Genomic DNA, 19,014 nt, shown 5'->3' on the forward strand with positions numbered 1-19,014 from the left:
CCCCGGTGTCACGTCGGGCAGAGCGGGGCACGTTGGTCGCCTCGCATGCCGGCAGCCGGCTCGCAGCGAGGCATGGACCAGGCTTGGACGAGGCTTGGACGAGGCTTGTGCGCCGCACGCAAATCCGGGCTTGAAAATCCGGGCTTTGACTTGGCGCAAAGATGCCCGATCATGCCGCTGCGATCCTTTTCCAAGCAAGACGTCAGACAGGGAGCAAGTCGATGAGGATCTGGAAAACGGCAATTGCTTGTTCGGTCGCCGGCGTGGTCATCGCCGGCCAAATTCAACAGGCGGCAGCGGCACCGCTGCCGACAAACGTCGCGACCATGAAGGCCGCTGTCGGTGACGATGTCGCGCAGGTGCATTGGCGCGGTCGTGGCTGGGGATGGGGCGGAGGTGGCCTCCTCGCCGGCGCGATCATCGGCAGCGCCATCGCCAGCAGCGCGCCTTATGGCTACGGCTATTACGGCGGCGGTCCGTATTACGGCGGCTATGGCTATGGTTATGCGCCCGCCTATTATGGCGGCTATGGACCGGGTTACGCCTATGGTCCGGGTTACGGTTATGGATATCGTTCCTATTACCGTCCCCGTCCGTACTACGGCTACCGCTATGGCTATTACCGGCCGCGCGCGTACTACCGGCCTTATTATCGCGGATACTGGTGATCGCCCGAAGCTACAGCGAGAGCCACACGATCAGGCTCATGCAGGCGAAATGCGTGAGCACGATAGCGGCGAGATGCAGCCGGCCGGCCTTGAGGCGAGGCCGTCTCCATTCTGAGCGCGAAGGATTGAAGTCGAATTGAGTTCGGACAACAGCAGCGCTCTCTCCGCTCCCTCCCCCACAAGGGGGGAGGGAGCGCACCTTTGTTGGGGTGTCAAGTGTCATCCGCTGGAAGTTAATTCGATCCCGCCGCCGCAGCCGTGAAGCGGCGGTCGACGGCTTTGCTGACGTCGAGCTTCTTGGGCAGGATGCCGTAACGCGTCGAGCGATCGGAGGCTTCCTGCACCTCCTTCACCACGTTCTCGTCGATTACGATCGGGCTGGTACGTTGCGCTGTGTAGGCTGACAGCAGCACGTCTTCCGGCAATTTGGTCAGCTCGGCGGTGTTCCTGGCATATTCGGAAACGTGATCCAGCGACCACAGCCGCGCCTTGTTCAGCCGCTGCACCAGGTCCTGCACCGCCGCGCGCTTGGTGGCGATGGCGTTGTCGGAGGCGACAATGAAGGTGATGGTCGGCGTCAGGCCCTCGCCGTCGGCGATCACCCGCGCCTTGTCCTTCAGCGTCGCGAACGACACGTAAGGCTCCCACACCGCCCAGGCGTCGATCGAGCCGGCGACCAGCGCGATCTTGGCATCGACGGGGCCGAGCGGCGCGAAGGTCGCATCCTCGAGCTTGATCTGCGCCTTCTCCAGCGTCGCGTCGATCAGGAACTGACCCCAGCCGCCGCGCGTGCCGGCGAGGCGTTTACCCCTAAGGTCGGCGGCCGATTTGATCGGCGAGTCCTGACGCACCAGGATGGCTTGCGTCTTCGCATCCGACCTGGTGCCGCCGATCGCCTTGATCGGCGCGCCCGCGGCGTAGACCGAGAGGAAGGAGAGATCGCCGGTGTAGCCGACGTCGAGCGCGCCGGCGTTGAGCGCTTCCAGGATCGGCGCCGCGGCGGGGAATTCCGACCATTCGATTCTGTAGGGCAGGTCCTTCGCATAGCCGGAGATCTCGAGCAGCGAGCGGTTGCCGCCCTTCTGGTCGCCGACGCGCAGCACGACGGTGTCCGCGGCAAACGACGCGGCAGTCGCCGATAGCGTGATGGCGGCGGCGAATAGCGAAGCGGCGAGCCGGCGGGTGATGGAATGATCGTGGGAGTTGATGCTCATATAGCCTGTCTTGTTGCGTGCTTGTGACTTTGGCTCACGACGCGTGAGCGAGCGATGCAGCGAGACGATCGAGTCTATGACCGAGCGAAGTGCAGTCAATGAAATGGCCAACCGTATTGCGCGCGCATCGGGCAAGGACGTTTCATTGAATCCTTGCGCGCGAGAACACGATGGTCCTGCGGGAGAAAGATGCATGGGATCTAGGCAGATGCGCGCTTGTGGCGATCGCCGGGAGCAACCGCATTCACGAAAATCGTTTCATCGTTCCCGCGCGCGCTGATGGAGAGAATGACCCTGCTTCGCATCACATTCGAAATTCCATTTCATTGACGATGCGGCGAGCGCGCCGCATGATTTGCGTATCGCATCAACGCGGCGCGACAAACGCCGGCGGAATAATTTTCTCTCAACGCAGCTCCGTACGGACCATGCGCAACGTGAAGCGTTGCGCTAAGGGCGGAGTCGTGCCAGCGCAGGAGTGGGGACTGATGAACAACGACGACAAGCGCGGCGGACGGGGGCTCGACCGGCGCCATCTGCTCCAGGCGGGGCTTGCGGCAGCTTTCGCTGCGCCGCTCGGCGCGCTGGGCGCGCAGGCTTTTGCGCCGCGCGGCATCGCATCCGGCATCGATTTCTCGGAGTTTCCGCTGTGCCGGACGGCGTCCGATGCGCCCGCGCTCACCGGCGCGCCGCGCAAGCTGAAACTGTCGTGGAATGCCGGCGCCGTCTGCCTCGCGCCGGTGCCTGTTGCCATCGAGCATGGCTTCTTCCAGAAGCACAATCTCGACGTCGAGCTCGTCAACTATTCCGGCTCGACTGATCAACTGCTCGAGGCGATCGCGACGGGAAAGAGCGATGCCGGTCTCGGCATGGCGCTGCGCTGGCTGAAGCCGCTGGAGCAGGGCTTTGACGTCAAGATCGCCGCCGGCACCCATGGCGGCTGCATGCGCGTGCTGTCGCGCGCCGATTCCGGTGTTGCCAAGCTCGCCGATCTCAAGGGCAAGATCGTCGCGGTCGGCGATCTCGCCGGTCCCGACAAGAACTTCTTCTCAATCCAATTGGCAAAGCTCGGCATCGATCCGAACAAGGACGTCGACTGGCGCGCCTATCCCGGCAACCTCCTTAACGTCGCCGTCGAGAAGGGCGAGGTGCAGGCGTTCCTGTCCTCCGATCCGCTGGCCTATCTCTGGCTCAAGGACACCCAGTACAAGGAGGTCGCCTCCAATCTCGACGGTGAATTCCGTGAAAAGAGCTGCTGCATCCTCGGCCTGCGCGGCAGCCTGGTGCGGGAGGAGCCGCAGGTCGCGCGCGCCATCACACAGGCGCTGCTCGATGCCGCGATGTTCAGCTCGCAGAATGCGACGGCCGCCGCAAAATCGTTCCAGCCCTACGCGCCGAAGGCGGCCACGCTCGCCGATATCGAGGGCATGGTGCGCTACCACACCCACCATCATCATCCCGTCGGCGATGTGCTGAAGCGCGAGCTCAAGGCCTATGCCGACGATCTCAAGAGCGTGCAGGTCTTCAAGCCGAGCACCGACACGGCCAAATTCGCGGAGCGCATCTATGTCGACGTATTCGCTGTCTGACGGCCTTGCCTCCGGCGCGCCGCGCCTCTCGCGCGCGCCGTTGCTGGCGAACTGGGCGAAGGAATCCGGCGTCGGTGTGCTCGCCAGCATCGCCTGGATCGCCTTCGGCCTGTCCTGCCTGTGGTGGGCGGATGTCGGCGACTGGTCGCGCACGCATTCGCTCGGCATCGCCGCCTTCGTCATCGCGGCCATCGCGCTGTTCGGCACCATCGGTGCCGATTATCTGGGATCGGCGGGCAAGGCCCTGCACAAGCGCGCGCCCTGGCTGGTCGCGCTCGGCGCCTTCCTGACGCTGTGGGAGGTCGCGACGGCAAAGTTCGCCTGGCTGCCGCTGCCGTTCTTCCCGCCGCCGCAGTCGATCATCGAGGTCTATACCGACGATTTGCCAAAGCTGCTCGACAGCGTGTTCGCCTCGGTCAAGCTTCAGCTCGGCGGCTATCTGATCGGCGCCACGGTCGGCTTCCTGACCGGCGTCTCGATCGGCTGGTCGCGCGCGGTCGGCTATTGGGTGCATCCGGTGCTACGCTTCATCGGCCCGCTGCCGGCAACGGCCTGGCTGCCGATCGCCTTCTTCACCTTCCCGTCGAGCTGGAGCGCCTCGACCTTCCTGATCGCGCTGGCAACGGGCTTTCCCGTCACCGTGCTGACCTGGTCGGGTGTCGCGAGCGTCAGCAATGCCTATTACGACGTCGCGCGCACGCTCGGCGCCAAGCCGTCCTTCCTGGTGCTGAAGGCCGCGATCCCCGCGGCGTTGCCGCACGTCTTCGTCGGCCTGTTCATGGGGCTCGGCTCGTCCTTCGCCGTGCTCGTCGTTGCCGAGATGATCGGCGTCAAGGCCGGGCTCGGCTGGTACCTGCAATGGGCGCAGGGCTGGGCGGCCTACGCCAACATGTATGCGGCGCTGATCGTGATGTCGCTGCTCTGCTCCGGTGCGATCACGCTGCTGTTTGCGATCCGCGATCGTCTCTTGGTCTGGCAGAAGGGGACTGTGAAATGGTAGCCGCAGCTTTGGCTGAAGCGGTCACGCATCCGGCCGCCGGCGCCGCGCTCGACATTGAGCAGGTCAGCCACGCCTTCGACATCGACGGCGCAGAGTTGCCGGTGCTCAGCGACGTCAGCCTCTCGGTCGAGCCAGGCGAGTTCGTCGCGCTGCTCGGCCCCTCCGGCTGCGGCAAGTCGACCTTGCTGCGCCTCGTCGCCGGCCTCGACAAACCCAGGGCTGGACGATTGCGCGAGGACGAGGAGCGCATCAGGAGTCCACATCCCTCGCGCGTGGTCGTGTTCCAGGATCCGACGCTGTTTCCCTGGCGGTCGGTCTGGGACAACGTCGCCCTGGGCCTCGAGGCCCAGGGCATTCTCAAGAGCCAGCGTCATCGTGTCGATGCCGCGCTCGATCTGGTTGGACTGGCGTCGTTCCGCAACGCCTATCCGCACCAGCTCTCCGGCGGCATGGCGCAGCGTGTCGCGCTGGCGCGTGCATTGGTCAACGATCCCAAGATCCTGATTCTCGACGAGCCGCTCGGAAAGCTCGACTCGCTGACCCGCATCACCATGCAGGCCGAGCTCGTCTCGCTCTGGCAGCGCAAGGGTTTTACCACGCTGCTCGTGACCCATGACGCCGAGGAAGCCCTCGTGCTCGCCAACCGCGTCATCGTCTTCAGCGATCGTCCCGCACGCGTGAAGGCCGACATCCGCGTCGACCGGCCCTATCCGCGTCATCGCGGCGATCCTTATCTCGCCGATCTGCGCCGCCAGATCCTCGGCCTGCTGGGATTGGACGCAACATGGTGACATCCGTAGCCAGGGGGCGCGCGGCCCATAGCGAGCCCGACTACATCGCGCGTGCCGAAGCGCTGGCCGAAGGTTTCGCGGCACGCGCGGCCGAGCATGACCGCACCGGCAGCTTCCCCTTCGAGAATTTTCGCGAGCTGTCCGAAGCGGGCTTGCTGTCGCTGACGGTGCCGGCGGTCCATGGCGGTGCCGGCGCCGGTGCGCGCTACACTGCGCGCGTCATCGGCATCATCGGCAAGGCCGACCCGTCGACCGCGCTGGTGCTGTCGATGCATTACATCAATCATCTCGTGATGGCGCGCAGCCCGACCTGGCCGGTGCGGCACTCGCGCAAGCTTGCGCGCGAGAGCGTCGAGGGCCTTGCGCTCGTCAACGCGCTGCGGGTCGAGCCCGAGCTCGGCTCGCCCGCGCGCGGCGGCCTGCCGGCGACGGTCGCGCGGCGCACCGAGACCGGCTGGCGCCTCTCCGGCCACAAGATCTATTCGACGGGCTCGCCGATCCTGAAATGGTACCTGGTCTGGGCGCGGACGGATGAGGCCGAGCCGCGCGTCGGGCAATTCCTGGTGCCGGCGGGCCTGCCGGGCACCCGCATCGTCGAGACCTGGGATCATCACGGCCTGCGCGCGAGCGGCAGCCATGACGTCATCTTCGACGACGTCGTGATCCCCCTCGATGCCGAGGTCGACGTGCGCAAGCCGGCGGACTGGCGTGCGCCCGACGTTGCACAGGCCGCCATCCACACGGTCTTCGTCGCGGCGATCTACGACGGTGTTGCCCGCGCGGCGCGCGACTGGTTGATCAGGTTCCTGAAGCAGCGCGTGCCCGCCAGCCTCGGCGCGCCGCTCGCGACCTTGGCTCGCGCACAGGAGATCCTCGGTGCCATCGAAGCCAGGCTCGCGGTCAACGCGCGGCTGATCGCCTCCTTTGCAGGCGATTTCGACGACGGCGTTGGACTCTCTGCCGGCGAATCCAACGTCATCAAGCTCACCGTCACCAACAACGCGATCGCCGTGGTCGAGGATGCACTGTCCCTCACCGGCAATCACGGCCTGTCCCGCGCCAATCCGCTGGAGCGGCACTATCGCGACGTGCTGTGCGGTCGGGTGCACACGCCGCAGGATGATTCCACGCGCATCGGCCTCGGCCGCGCCGCACTGGGCCTCTAGGACATCAACAGGGAGACGATCATGTCGATCGAGTTCATCGGCTTCATCAGCAACAACAATTCGTCGGAGACCGTTGTCCGTGAGGGACCGGTGCTCAACCCCACCCACATCGAGACGGTGGCGAAGGCGCATGAGAATGCCGGCTTCGATCGCGCGCTGCTGGCGTTTCATTCGACCTCGCCCGACGCGCTCCAGGTGGCGCAGCACGTTCTTGGCGCGACCTCCCGCCTCAACGTGCTGATCGCGCAGCGGCCGGGATTCACCGCCCCGACGCTGCTGGCGCGGCAGTTTGCCGTGCTCGATCAGTTTTCCCGCGGCAGGGTTGCGCTCCACGTCATCACTGGCGGCAATGTCACCGAGCTCAGGCAGGACGGCAACACGCTCGACGACAAGGACGAGCGCTACGCCCGCACCTCCGAGTTTCTCGATATCCTCAAGCTGGAATGGACCAGCGACAAGCCGTTCACCTACAAGGGCAGGTACTATCAGGTCGAGAACGCCTTCTCGCAGGTGAAGCCGTATCGGCCCGAGGGCATCCGCGTCTATTTCGGTGGCGCCTCGGATGCGGCCATCGACGTTGCCGGCAAGCACGCCGACACGTTTGCGCTGTGGGGCGAGTCCTACGCGCAGGTGCGCGATGTGACCTCGCGCGTCCACAACGCCGCTGTCAGGCAGGGCCGGCCGACGCCGCGCTTCAGCCTGTCGGTGCGTCCGATCATTGCCCCCACCGAGAAGCAGGCCTGGGAAAAGGCCGAGGAAATCCTGGCGCGCGCCACCGCGCTGCAGGACAGGACCGGCTATCGCAAGCCCGCCGACGGCCACGCCACTGCCGGCGCGCGGCGCCTGCTCGCGCTGGCCGACCAGGGCAGCCGCATCGACAAGCGGCTGTGGACCGAGATCGCAAAGCTCACCGGCGCCAACAGCAACACCACCGCGCTGGTCGGCACGCCCGAGCAGGTCGCCGAAGTCTTCGGCGATTATTACGATCTCGGCATCAGCCATTTCCTGATCCGCGGCTTCGATCCCTTGATCGACGCGATCGAGTATGGTCGTGAGCTGATCCCGCTGACGCGAGAGCTGGTCGCCAGGCGCCAGGCCGTTCGTGGCGAGGCCGCGGAATGATCCGTCTCATGCTGGCCGGCGCGCTGCTGTTCGGCTCGTTCGAGCTGACGCCAGCGCAAACCACTTTGCGCGTCGGCGACCAGAAGGGCAATTCGCAGGCCGTGATGGAAGCGGCCGGCGTGCTCAAGGACGTTCCTTACAAGATCGAGTGGAAGGAGTTTCCGGCGGCGGCCCCGCTGCTGGAGGCGCTCAGCGCGGGCGCGATCGAGACCGGGCTCGTTGGCGACGCGCCCTTCACCTTCGCCGCCGCCTCGGGCGCGCCGGTGAAGGCGATCGCCGCCATCCGGCAGACGCGCGAGGGGCTCGCGATCCTCGTGCCGGAGAATTCGCCGATCAGGAGCTTTGCCGATTTGCGCGGGAAGAAGATCGCAACCGGCCGCGGCTCGATCGGCCATCAATTGATCCTCGCGGCGCTGGAGAAGAACGGCTGGAGCGCGAGCGACGTGCAGATCGCGTTCCTCGCGCCGTCCGATGCCAAGATCGCCTACACGCAAGGTTCGGTCGATGCGTGGTCGACCTGGGAGCCCTATGTCAGCCAGGAGGAGGTGCTGTTCAGATCGCGGCGCATCATCAGCTCGGAAGGCCTGACGCCGGGCCTCAGCTTCCAGGTGGCGCGGCCTGACGCGATCAGGGACAAGCGCGCCGAGCTGACCGACTTCATCCGCCGCCTCACCGCGGCGCGCGCATGGTCGCTGAACAATGTCGACAGCTATGCCGAGACCTGGGGCAGGCTGATGAACATCCCGGTCGCCGTGCCGCAGAACTGGCTCTCGCGCGCAAAAATCCGCATCGCGCCGATCGACGACGGCGTCGTCGCGGACGAGCAGGGCACGATCGACCTCTATTTCCGCTGGGGCCTGATCAAGCAGAAGCTCGATGCCGCCGAGATCGTCGATCGCTCCTTTGCGGATGCGATTGCGAAGGCGGGGTTGTAGCGAAGTCCTCGTGTCCCGGACGCGGTGCAAGCTGCTCCGCAGAGCCGGGGCACGATATATCACCAACACTCAAGCATCCGTGAAGTAGGAAGAACCCGTTCCAGCGCAATCGTCTTGCGCGACACGTTCCTTCTGCATTCTTCGCTCCCGACAACATCCTCATTGCTATTTGCATCGCACCTCTTGTGCCACGTCGCGCGCCCTCAAAAATCAATCCGACGACCACATCGGGAGACCGGCCATGGGCCTGCAAGAAACAAAAATCGAATCGCTTCCCTTCGTCACTGCCGAGCTCAACTATCTCGCGCCGACATCCGCCAAGCCGCGTACCTACGCCTTCGATCCGCCGCCCGGTGAGCCCAGGAGTACGTCGCTGCCGGAGCCGCATCAGGTTCCGATCTTCGATGCGCGTCTGATCGCGAACAATTTCTCGCTCGATCGCGAAGGCTTTGCGCTGGTGCGCCATCCGACCCGGGTGAAGGATTTCTACGACGACGCAGAGGTGAGGGCGGTCTACTATCCCGCCGTCGAGGCGTTCCTGCGCGCGACGCTGAAGGCCGACCGCGTCGTCATCTTCGACCATACCGTGCGCAAGCGCGTCGAGGGCGCGGCCGACATCCGCGGCGGTGGCCCGCGCCAGCCGGCGACACGCGTCCATGTCGACCAGACCGCCATCTCCGGCGCCAACCGGGTGCGCGAGCATCTGCCTGACGAAGCCGAAGAGCTGCTGAAGGGCCGCGTCCAGGTGATCAACCTCTGGCGTCCGATCCGGGGTCCGTTGCGCGATTCGCCGCTCGCGATGGCCGACGGCACCACGGTTGCGCCCGGTGATCTCGTGGCGTCAGACCTGATCTATCCCAACCGCCGCGGCGAGACCTATTCGGTGAAATACAATCCTGATCATCGCTGGTTCTATTTTCCGGAGATGACACCGGACGAGGCGCTGCTGCTCAAATGCTATGATTCCGCAACCGACGGCCGCACCCGCTTCGGGCCGCACACCGCTTTCGTCGATCCGACCACGCCTGATGATGCCGCGCCGCGCGAAAGCATCGAGGTGCGCACGCTGGTTTTTCACAGACAGTAACAATGTGTGATGGCGCTGCCGGGATTCGTTCCGGCAGTTCCAGGAACTGAAGGGAACAAACTGACGTTTGCGGGACGGGTCTGGGCCAACCCGGAGCGGTGCCGTGCGCGCGCAGCCGACGCTATTGTTTTGTCTCGCTACTTTCTCGTTTTCATCATTTTCTGTTGCCCATGCCGAAAACGGGCTCGCCTCCTACTACAGCTACGGAAAAGCCGGCAAGGGCGAGCTCACCTGCGCGCATCGGACGCGTCCGTTCGGCAGCGTGCTGAGGGTCTCCTATGGCAGCCGCACGATCCAGTGTCGCGTCAACGATCGCGGCCCGTTCATCCGCGGCCGTATCGTCGATCTCTCGGTGCCGGCCGCCCGCGCGCTCGGCATGATGAGTGCCGGCGTGGTGCGAGTCTCCGTGGAATAGGCCGGCCGGCGCGCTATAGTGCCGCCCAAAGCAAGGGGGCACTATGGCCGGGATCAGGATCGGACTCGTCGGCTGCGGCTTCGTGTCGGAGCTGCACATGTATGCGTTCCGGCGCGTCTATGGCGTGGACGTCGAAGTCGCGGCGGTGGCCGCGCGCGGCGACCACGTCGTCGAATTCGCTGGCCGTCACAACATCCCGCGGGTCCATCGCAGCTTTGCCGATCTGATCGCCGACCGCGAGATCGACGTGGTCGACATCTGCACCCCGCCCAACCTTCATGCCGAAATGATCGTCGCGGCGATGCAGGCCGGCAAGCACGTGATCTGCGAAAAGCCGTTCGCCGGCTATTTCGGCCGCGACGGCGACCAGCCGCCGATCGGCAAGCACGTGCCGAAGGCGCTGATGTATGAGCGCGTGCTGGAGGAGATGGACAAGACGCGCGCCGCGATCGAGCGCACCGGAAAGCTCTTCATGTACGCCGAGGACTGGATCTACGCGCCCGCGGTGACCAAGACCGCGGAGATCATCAGGGCGACCAAGGACAAGATCCTGTTCATGAAGGGCGAGGAGAGCCATTCCGGCTCGCACGCGGCCCACGCCGCGCAATGGGCGATGACCGGCGGCGGCTCGCTGATCCGCATGGGCTGCCATCCGCTCTCCGCCGTGCTCTACCTCAAGCAGGTCGAAGCGAAGGCGCGCGGCGAGAGTATCCGCGTGGCCAGCGTCACCGGCGATGTCGGCAACGTCACAGCCGGCCTCAAGCCGGAGGAGCGCACCTACATCAAGGCCAATCCCGTCGATGTCGAGGACTGGGGCACGCTGACCGCGACCTTCTCGGACGGCACCAAGGCCACCGTGTTCTCCGGCGACATGATCATGGGCGGCGTGCGCAATCTGGTCGAGACCTATACGTCGGGCGGCTCGCTGTTCGCCAACATTACCCCGAACAACCATCTGATGAGCTACCAAACCTCCGAGGAGAAGCTCGCCAGCGTCTACATCACCGAGAAGGTCGACCGCAAAACCGGCTGGCAATATGTCTGCCTCGAGGAGGAATGGACGCGCGGCTATCTGCAGGAGATCCAGGACTTCATGGAATGCGTCGCGACCGGGCGGCAGCCGCTGTCCGACCTTGCGCTCGCCTATGAGACGATCAAGGTGAACTACGCCGGCTATTGGGCCGCGGAGGAGGGGCGACGGGTGGTGTTGTAGGGTACGCTTCTCTTACCCTCCCCTGGAGGGGGAGGGTCGATCGCGCGCAGCGCGAGCGGGGCGGGGTGATCTCTCCACACGGGCAGTGTTCATGTGGAGAGATCACCCCACCCCGCCACGCATTCCGCTTCGCTGCATGCGTAGCGACCCTCCCCCTCCAGGGGAGGGTGGGAGCAAGCCGCCTCTACGCCCCGTAGGTCGAGCCCTTCGGCAGCGGGAATACCGGGTCTTGCGTCCTGATGTTCGTCGGCCACACCACCGAGATGTGCTCGCCCGCGTTCTGCATCACCACCGGCGTCGAGCGTTCGTTCTGGCCGGACAGCGGCGTGCCCGGCGGGAAGAATTTGACGCCATAGCCCTGGATGGTGCCGCCGGCGGGGATGTCGACGTCGAGCGCGGCCTTGCGGATCGCCTCCGGCTCGAAGCTGCCGTACTTCTCCTTGGCGACAGGCAGCACGTTGTTGAGCAGCACCCAGGTCTGGTTGAAACCCATCGAGCAGTGCGGCGGCACGTCGGTGGCACCGGTCTTGGTCTGGTAGCGCGAGACCATGGTCTTGATCAGCTCGCCCATGCCCGGCGCGAGTTTCGCCGCATCGAGCAGCTGCGCCGGCACCGGGTCGATGTTGCAGAAATTGTCGATGTCGGGGCCGAAGGTGGCGCGCAGCTTGTCGAGCTGGCTGTAGCCGGCGCCGGCGCCGAACAGCATCTTGAAGCGCAATCCGCTCTCGCGGGCCTGGCGCAGGAACAGGGTGATGTCGGGGTTGTAGCCGGCATGCGAGATCACATCGACCTTGGCCCGCTTGAGCTTGGTCACGAGCACCGAGAGGTCGGGCGCGGACGCCGAATAGCCCTCGCGCATCACCACCTGGATGCCGGCCTGCTTGGCATAGGCCTCGTCGGCGGCGGCGACGCCGACGCCATAGGGGCCGTCCTCGTGGATCAGCGCGACCTTGACGTCCTTTGCCTCCATGCCGAGCTTGGCTTGCGCATGCTCGGCGATGAAGCCGGCAAAGGCCTGGCCGTACTGGTCGGAATGGATCTGCGCGCGAAACACGTATTGCAGATTCTTGTCCTTGAACACGGCGGTCGAGACCGCGGTCGTGATCCAGAGGATCTTCTTCTGCTGCTCGACCTTCGCCGCCATCGGCACCGCATGCGCGCTGGAATAGACGCCGTTGATGATGTCGATCTTTTCCTGGCTGATCAGCCGCTCGGCCTCGTTGATGGCGACGTCGGCCTTGCTCTGGGAATCCGCCGCGACCGGCACGATCTTGGTCTTGCCGCCGATGCCGCCCTTCTCGTTGACGAGGTCGATGGCGATCTGCGCGCCGACCGAGGAGGCGACCGAGCCGCCTGCGGCGAAGGGACCGGTGAGGTCGTAGATCAGGCCGATGCGCAAATTCTCGGCCTGCGCCTGGGCCCTGGTCCAATCGAGGCTGAGTGTGGCGGCGGCAGCCGCCGTACCCTTCAGCAGCTGCCTGCGTGAAGTCGGCATCCTATCCTCCCTCAAAAACCGTCTTATGATTGGTTGTTATCTTTTTGCGAAGTATGGGGAGCGGGATGGCGGAAAGTCAACATCGCGAAAGTCGGGTCTGTCAGCTGCGCCATGGAACGCAATTGCGAAATGACCGCGAGGCGACCGCATCCGACAATCGTCGCGCGCTACTGCTTCAAGCGCCGTGCCAGATAATGCGCGGTCTTTCCGCCGGCCTTGGCAACCTGGTCCGGCGTTCCCGATGCGACGATGCGGCCGCCCTCGTCGCCGGCACCGGGGCCGAGATCGATGATCCAGTCGCTGTGCGAGACGACGTCCATGTCGTGCTCGACCACGACCACGCTGTTGCCGGTGTCCACGATCCGTTCGAGCTGGGCGATCAGCCGCTCGACGTCCCGTGGATGCAGCCCGGTGGTCGGCTCGTCCAGCACATAGAGCGTATGGCCGCGTTGCGGACGCATCAGCTCGGTCGCCAGCTTGATCCGCTGGGCTTCGCCACCGGACAGTTCGGTGGCGGACTGGCCGAGGCGGATATAGCCGAGGCCGACCTCGCGCACGACCGACAGCGACCGGTTCAGCGCGGCATCGCCCTCGAAGAACTCGAAGGCCTCGTCGACGCGCATCGCCAGCACATCCGCGATGGATTTGCCGCGGATTGTCACCTCGAGCGTCTTGTCGTTGTAGCGGGCGCCCTTGCAGGTCGGGCAGGGCGCGTAGACGCTGGGCAGGAACAAGAGCTCGACGCAGACGAAGCCTTCGCCCTCGCAGGTCGCACATCGTCCTTTCGCGACATTGAACGAGAAGCGTCCGGCATCGTAGCGGCGGGACTTTGCCTGCGGCGTTGCCGCGAACAGTTTTCGGACATGGTCGAACAGGCCGGTATAGGTCGCAAGATTGGACCGCGGGGTGCGGCCGATCGGCTTCTGGTCGACGACGACGAGGCGGTTGATTTGGTCAAGGCCGGCAACGATCCTGCCGCCCAACGTCTCGACCGTCGGGGCCAAGCTGTCGTCATCGGCGTCAGCGGCCAGCGTATGGCCGAGATGCGCGGCAACGGTATCGACGAGGAATTGGCTGATCAGGCTCGATTTGCCGGAGCCCGACACGCCGGTGATGCTGGTGAGGATGCCGAGCGGAATATCGACGTCGCGACCACGAAGGTTGTTGCGGGATACGCCCCTGAGCTTCAGATGGCCCTTCGGCTCGCGGCGCGCCGTCGGCAGCTTCTTGCGCGGACGTCCGAGGTAATGCGCGGTTCGCGATTGCTCGATGTCACCGAGCCCTTCCGGCGGCCCGCTGTAGAGGATGAGCCCGCCGCCGTCGCCGGCGTCGGGGCCGACATCCACCAGCCAGTCGGCGTGGCTGATCACCTCGATCTCGTGCTCGACCACGAAGATCGAGTTGCCGGCGTGCTTCAGCCGGTCCAGCGCCCGCAGCAGCGCCTCGGTGTCGGCGGGATGCAGGCCTGCTGACGGCTCGTCGAGCACGTAGACGACGCCGAACAGATTCGAACGAACCTGCGTCGCAAGGCGCAGCCGTTGCAATTCGCCCGGTGACAGCGTCGGCGTGCTGCGCTCGCAGGCGAGATAGCCGAGGCCGAGGTCGAGCAGGACGGCGAGCCGCGCCGACAGATCCTCGCAGATGCGCCTGGCGACGACGGTCTTCTCCGTCTTGTCTGTCGAGGCCTTTGCGAACGGCTCGACCAATTCCTGCAATTGCTTGAGCGGCAGGTGCGACATCTCGGCGATGTTGAGGCCGGCGAACCTGACCTTGAGTGCCTCGGGCTTGAGCCGGGTGCCGTGGCAGGTCGGGCAATCCCGCGTGATCATGAATTGCGCGACGCGGCGCTTCATCATCGCGCTCTCGGACTTGGCGTAGGTTTGCATCACGTAGCGCTTGGCGCCGGTGAACGTGCCCTGATAGCTCGGCTCTTCCTTGCGGCGCAGGGCGCGTTTGACCTCAGTGGCGTCGTAACCGGCATAGACAGGCACGGTGGGCTGTTCATCCGTAAACAGGATCCAGTCGCGGTCATTTTTGGGAAGTTCGCGCCAGGGCTTGTCGACGTCGTAGCCGAGCGTCGTCAGGATGTCCCGGAGGTTCTGCCCTTGCCAGGCGCTCGGCCAGGCCGCGACGGCGCGCTCTCGGATCGTCCTGGTGTCGTCGGGCACCATCGACTTCTCGGTCACGTCGAGCATCCGGCCGATGCCGTGGCAGGTCGGGCACGCCCCCTCGGGCGTGTTCGGCGAGAACGCTTCCGCATAGAGCATCGGCTGTCCCCGCGGGTAATCGCCGGCGCGGGAATAGAGCATCCTCAGAAGGTTCGAGATGGTGGTCACGCTGCCCACGGATGACCTTGTCGTCGGCGCCCCGCGTTGCTGCTGGAGCGCGACGGCGGGCGGCAGGCCCTCGATGTCGTCGACTTCAGGGACTTGCATCTGGTGGAACAGTCGCCGGGCGTAAGGCGACACCGACTCCAGATAGCGCCGCTGCGCCTCGGCGTAGATCGTTCCAAAGGCGAGCGAGGATTTCCCGGAGCCCGACACGCCCGTGAACACGACGAGGGCGTTGCGGGGAATGCGAACGTCGACGTTCCTCAGGTTGTGCTCGCGCGCGCCCCGGACGTGAACGAAGCCGTCGTCCTGGGTCAGGCTCTCAGTCTGCTTTGGTCGATCATCCATCTCGCGCCTCTAACCCAGACGGGGGGTAACGACAAGATCGCAGGATGGGTCCTCCGGTGCCAGCGTGGGCTTTGGTTTCTGCACAAAGCGAAGGCCCGCCGCGGTAAATGCGACGGGCCCTGCTGGATGTGTTGGCTTGCCGGTGCCGACCGGACTCTCGCCGCACCTCAGACGATGAAATCCCTGGCGTTGAGATCGGCGGCGTGGATGCCGTCCAGCGTGATCGTGTCGTTGGCGGTCAGGTGGATCACCGCATTTCCGGCGTTGTCGTCGCTGATCAGGCTTTTCAGCTCGGCCCAGCCTGCAAAGTCGTAAGCGTGGACGTCGATCACATCGTGCTCCCGCGCCGTGCTGCCGGCCGCCTTGTTGCCCTGGTTGAAATCGTTGATCACGTCCTGGCCCGAGCCGGCGTTGAACACGAACAGATCGTTGTTCGGCCCGCCCCAGAGCTGATCATTGCCGCCTCCGCCGTTCAGGAGGTCGCGGCCGCCGGTGATCGAGCCGGCCGCGGCGGGAGTGTAGATGCGTGCATCGCCATACATCCAATCGCCGCGATCGCTCCCGTAGAGGGTATCATTGCCACACTGTGCGTTGCCGGACATCTGCGAGGCATCGCCGACGAGCGCGATGGAGGTCGAATCGGGATTGCCGGCGACGGCTGCGATCAGGATGTCGTCCCCGCCGCGGGCATTGTCGCTCATGTAGCCGCTGTCGCCGAGGAGCGATGCGCCGCCGGACCGCGCAGCGGCGCCGACGGTATAGATGAGGATGTCATTGCCGCCGCGTGCATCGCCGCTCATGGTCACCAAGGCATCACCGGATATCGACGCGTTGCCAGAGAATCCGGCCTGGACCACGCTGACGATGTCGTTGCCGCCTTCAGCGTTGCCGCTCATGAGCGATCCGGAATCGCCGCTGAACGCGCCATACGATCTGTCGCCCATCTCTGCCGTGATGAGGTCATTGCCGCCCTTGGCATCCCCGGTCATGGCGATCTCGGCGTCGCCCGAGAGATAAACGTTTGCATAGGTCGCGTTCGACGCCTCAACATGCAGCATGTCGTTGCCGCCATGGGCTTGATCTGACATGATCTGCGCGTCGCCATCAAAAGACACATAGGGCAAGCGACCCTCGACCGTCGCAACCAGAAGGTCGTTGCCGCCATGCGATCGGCCGTTCAGGATCGCCTCGTCACCGACAAACAGCAGGCTGCTGGGCCCGTCATCGACCGTTGCGATCATGATGTCGTTACCGCCGTGGCCGCCGACCGGCAGGCCGGGGTCTCCGAACGCGATCACGAGTTCCTGGCTTCCAACGCTGACGATGATCGTATCGTTTGGCATACGGCGCATCGCGTAGGCTCCCGGTCCATGTCAGGCGCGGATCGCGGCGGACATCATGTCCGCGCACCGCGCTGCGGCCATGCCGCGTCACGTATCTTCTTTGGTTTGATGGCGGAGATTGGCCCGCGGCGCAGCTTGATTGCGGCCGAGGAGCCGCATCGGAGGATGCGCGTCCGCAGTGCCGTAGGGTGGGCAAAGCGAAGCGTGCCCACGATCCCTTTGATACGGAACGAGATGGTGGGCACGGCGCTTTGCGCCTTTGCCCACCCTACGATAGCGGTGCACTCTCGCCTCAGCCGGGCCCTGCGCCTTGCGTCGCCGTGAACACCGCGTAGAGCGACTGGCTCGCGGCCATGAACAGGCGGTTGCGCTTGGGACCGCCGAAGGTGATGTTGCCGCACACCTCCGGCAGGCGGATGCGGCCGAGCAGCTTGCCCTCCGGCGACCACACCGTCACACCGCTGTAGCCGACGGCGCGGCCGGCATTGCTGGAAGCCCAGACATTGCCGTTGACGTCGCAGCGCACGCCGTCCGGCCCGCACTTCACGCCGTCGACCACGCAATCGCTGAACTTCTTGAGGTTGGAGAGCTTGTTGTCCCCGCCGACATCGAACACGAAGATCTCGCCCTTGCCGCCGGGGCCGGTATCGCCTGGCCCTTTGCCGGTCGAGGCGACGTAAAGCTTCTTGTAATCAGGCGAGAAGCACAGTCCGTTCGGATCGGGGACCTGCTCCTCGGTGACGACGAGATCGACGCGGCCGGAGGGGTCGATGCGATAGCAATTGGTCGGCAGCTCGCGCTTGCCTGGCTGGAAACCGGCCGGCTGTCCGATCCGCGGATTGAGCTTGCCGCCCGCATTGCTCGGACCGCCCGCCGCATCCGGCTCGCCTTCGTAGAGCTGACCGCCATAGGGTGGATCGGTGAACCAGTAACTGCCGTCGGGATGCGCGACGACGTCGTTCGGCGAGTTCAGCTTCTTGCCGTTGTAATTGTCGCAGAGCACGGTGGCGGTGCCGTCGTGCTCATAGCGCGTCACCCGGCGAGTCAGGTGCTCGCAGGAGAGCTGGCGGCCCTGGAAGTCGAAGGAGTTGCCGTTGGAATTGTTGGACGGCGTGCGAAACACGCTGACGCGGCCGTCGTCCTCGCTCCAGCGCATCTGGCGGTTGTTGGGAATGTCGCTCCAGAGCAGATACCTTCCTTGCGCGCTCCACGCCGGGCCCTCCGCCCACAGCACGCCGGTATAAAGACGCTTGATCGCGGTGTTGGGCTGCGCGAGATCGTTGAAGGAGGGATCGACCGCGATGATGTCGGGGTCCCAGAAATAAGTGGTCGGCGCGCCGTGGGGGCCGAAATCGCGCGGCGGGGTGGTGATGGTGGTCGGCGGTGCGGCGGGTCCGGTCTGGGCCAGCGCGGGGCCGGCGACCGTGGCTGCGGCGCCAAGCGCAAGCCCCCGGACAAGCGTTCGTCGTGAAAGCGCAGCATCCTGGTCATGCTGCTCGTGGTCACGAGCCGTGTGGTCACGAGCCTCTTGGCGTGTCATCGCGTCCTCCCAATGATGTTCGCTGGCCGGTTGATCCGGCCGAGCAACCGGAGGTTAATGCGGTCCGGCGCCGGTTGCGAGGGGTGGAATCGGATTCGCGCCGGTCTCAATCCTGTCATATTCGGATGCACTCCGCGTCCGCCTTGTGCCGTTTGCAAGGCGCGAAAATGTTCCGCGGATCGAAGCAAAAATTTGCTTGCGGCAAAGCGCGGCAAGCCGCCCATTCGGCGAAGTTCAAGCCTTGATTTTGCGCTGATTGCCACGCAGAACCCCTCCGGGGGCGATGGACGGAGTTGATTGTGGCTGGCGTCATCGTATTGATCGTGTTGCTGGGAATCGCGTTCGCGGCCGGCTATTTCACGCGTGAATTCATCTCCAACAAAAGACGCGCCGAAGCGCGTCGCTGGCGCGAATATACCGAGCCGGATTGGCTTCCCGCCAACGCGCCCGCCAACACCAACGAGATCCCCAGCGCCATCACGGCCATCCCCGTGGTCACCGGCGAGCTCGGCCAGATGCTGAACCGCTGGGAAAGCAGGGCCCGCGCCCGCCGCGCGGGATAGGGCGAAGTTCGGAAGTGCCAGTAGCCCCGATGAAGCGAAAGCGTAATCCGGGGCCGCTCGCCCGGCATTCGCACCGTCCCGGATTACGCTGGCGCTCCATCCGGGCTTCGCGACCGAGCCTGTGTCGCCCTCTGTCAATGCGCCTCGCCAAAAATATTCCACTTTACCGAAATTCGGTTTCGGCGTATGTGTTGC

16 protein-coding genes are annotated in these 19,014 nt (G+C 65.1%); 11 read left to right on the forward strand and 5 right to left on the reverse strand.

The features are described 5' to 3' along the window. Positions 1–221 precede the first annotated feature (221 nt). Complete coding sequence (locus XI04_RS12770; RefSeq protein WP_028145407.1) at positions 222–668, forward strand: hypothetical protein; 447 nt, start codon at positions 222–224, stop codon at positions 666–668. Positions 669–901: 233 nt separating this feature from the next. Here the strand turns inward: XI04_RS12770 and XI04_RS12775 are convergent, their stop codons facing one another. Further along, complete coding sequence (locus XI04_RS12775) at positions 902–1,882, reverse strand: ABC transporter substrate-binding protein (protein WP_038971187.1); 981 nt, start codon at positions 1,880–1,882, stop codon at positions 902–904. Between the two features lie 488 nt (positions 1,883–2,370). Here XI04_RS12775 and XI04_RS12780 point away from each other — a divergent pair, with 488 nt between their 5' ends. The 9 genes from XI04_RS12780 to XI04_RS12820 all read left to right on the forward strand — a co-directional run bounded on the left by XI04_RS12780 (position 2,371) and on the right by XI04_RS12820 (position 11,200). After that, positions 2,371–3,471: an ABC transporter substrate-binding protein gene (locus XI04_RS12780; RefSeq protein ID WP_028145405.1), complete on the forward strand. Its 1,101-nt coding sequence runs from the start codon at positions 2,371–2,373 to the stop codon at positions 3,469–3,471. Beyond that, positions 3,449–4,471, forward strand: coding sequence for an ABC transporter permease (locus XI04_RS12785; protein WP_271610242.1), 1,023 nt, complete (start codon positions 3,449–3,451; stop codon positions 4,469–4,471). The genes XI04_RS12780 and XI04_RS12785 overlap by 23 nt, the downstream gene beginning before the upstream one ends. After that, complete coding sequence (locus XI04_RS12790; protein WP_028145403.1) at positions 4,465–5,262, forward strand: ABC transporter ATP-binding protein; 798 nt, start codon at positions 4,465–4,467, stop codon at positions 5,260–5,262. Before XI04_RS12785 ends, XI04_RS12790 begins: the two co-directional genes overlap by 7 nt. Further along, positions 5,256–6,428, forward strand: coding sequence for an acyl-CoA dehydrogenase family protein (locus XI04_RS12795; protein WP_038971184.1), 1,173 nt, complete (start codon positions 5,256–5,258; stop codon positions 6,426–6,428). Before XI04_RS12790 ends, XI04_RS12795 begins: the two co-directional genes overlap by 7 nt. 21 nt (positions 6,429–6,449) lie before the next feature. Then, positions 6,450–7,550, forward strand: a complete 1,101-nt coding sequence (locus XI04_RS12800) for an LLM class flavin-dependent oxidoreductase (RefSeq protein ID WP_271610239.1) — start codon at positions 6,450–6,452, stop codon at positions 7,548–7,550. After that, on the forward strand, positions 7,547–8,485 hold the full coding sequence (locus tag XI04_RS12805) for an ABC transporter substrate-binding protein (RefSeq protein WP_271610238.1): 939 nt from the start codon (positions 7,547–7,549) through the stop codon (positions 8,483–8,485). The genes XI04_RS12800 and XI04_RS12805 overlap by 4 nt, the downstream gene beginning before the upstream one ends. A gap of 241 nt (positions 8,486–8,726) precedes the next feature. After that, complete coding sequence (locus XI04_RS12810; protein ID WP_212475221.1) at positions 8,727–9,572, forward strand: CmcJ/NvfI family oxidoreductase; 846 nt, start codon at positions 8,727–8,729, stop codon at positions 9,570–9,572. A gap of 103 nt (positions 9,573–9,675) precedes the next feature. After that, positions 9,676–9,987 (forward strand): septal ring lytic transglycosylase RlpA family protein, encoded by a 312-nt coding sequence (locus XI04_RS12815; RefSeq protein WP_212475222.1) that lies wholly within the window; start codon positions 9,676–9,678, stop codon positions 9,985–9,987. Positions 9,988–10,030: 43 nt separating this feature from the next. Beyond that, positions 10,031–11,200 (forward strand): Gfo/Idh/MocA family protein, encoded by a 1,170-nt coding sequence (locus XI04_RS12820; protein ID WP_152102535.1) that lies wholly within the window; start codon positions 10,031–10,033, stop codon positions 11,198–11,200. Between the two features lie 184 nt (positions 11,201–11,384). Here XI04_RS12820 and XI04_RS12825 read toward each other — a convergent pair whose 3' ends face one another. From XI04_RS12825 to XI04_RS12840, 4 genes are all read right to left on the reverse strand, one after another. Beyond that, the gene (locus XI04_RS12825; RefSeq protein ID WP_028145396.1) at positions 11,385–12,695 is read right to left on the reverse strand and encodes an ABC transporter substrate-binding protein; all 1,311 of its coding nucleotides are present in this window, start codon (positions 12,693–12,695) and stop codon (positions 11,385–11,387) included. Between the two features lie 167 nt (positions 12,696–12,862). After that, complete coding sequence (gene uvrA / locus XI04_RS12830) at positions 12,863–15,373, reverse strand: excinuclease ABC subunit UvrA (RefSeq protein ID WP_212475224.1); 2,511 nt, start codon at positions 15,371–15,373, stop codon at positions 12,863–12,865. Between the two features lie 167 nt (positions 15,374–15,540). Next, the gene (locus tag XI04_RS12835; RefSeq protein WP_173015784.1) at positions 15,541–16,725 is read right to left on the reverse strand and encodes a calcium-binding protein; all 1,185 of its coding nucleotides are present in this window, start codon (positions 16,723–16,725) and stop codon (positions 15,541–15,543) included. A 283-nt stretch (positions 16,726–17,008) separates the two neighbouring features. Next, on the reverse strand, positions 17,009–18,256 hold the full coding sequence (locus tag XI04_RS12840) for an SMP-30/gluconolactonase/LRE family protein (RefSeq protein WP_038947578.1): 1,248 nt from the start codon (positions 18,254–18,256) through the stop codon (positions 17,009–17,011). 299 nt (positions 18,257–18,555) lie between these two features. Between XI04_RS12840 and XI04_RS12845 the strand changes: the two genes are divergently transcribed. Next, positions 18,556–18,819, forward strand: coding sequence for a hypothetical protein (locus tag XI04_RS12845; RefSeq protein ID WP_038971177.1), 264 nt, complete (start codon positions 18,556–18,558; stop codon positions 18,817–18,819). The last annotated feature ends 195 nt before the right edge of the window (positions 18,820–19,014 follow it).

Origin of the sequence: Bradyrhizobium sp. CCBAU 11430 (assembly GCF_028128855.1) — a bacterium.
Taxonomy (GTDB): Bacteria; Pseudomonadota; Alphaproteobacteria; order Rhizobiales; family Xanthobacteraceae; genus Bradyrhizobium; species Bradyrhizobium ottawaense.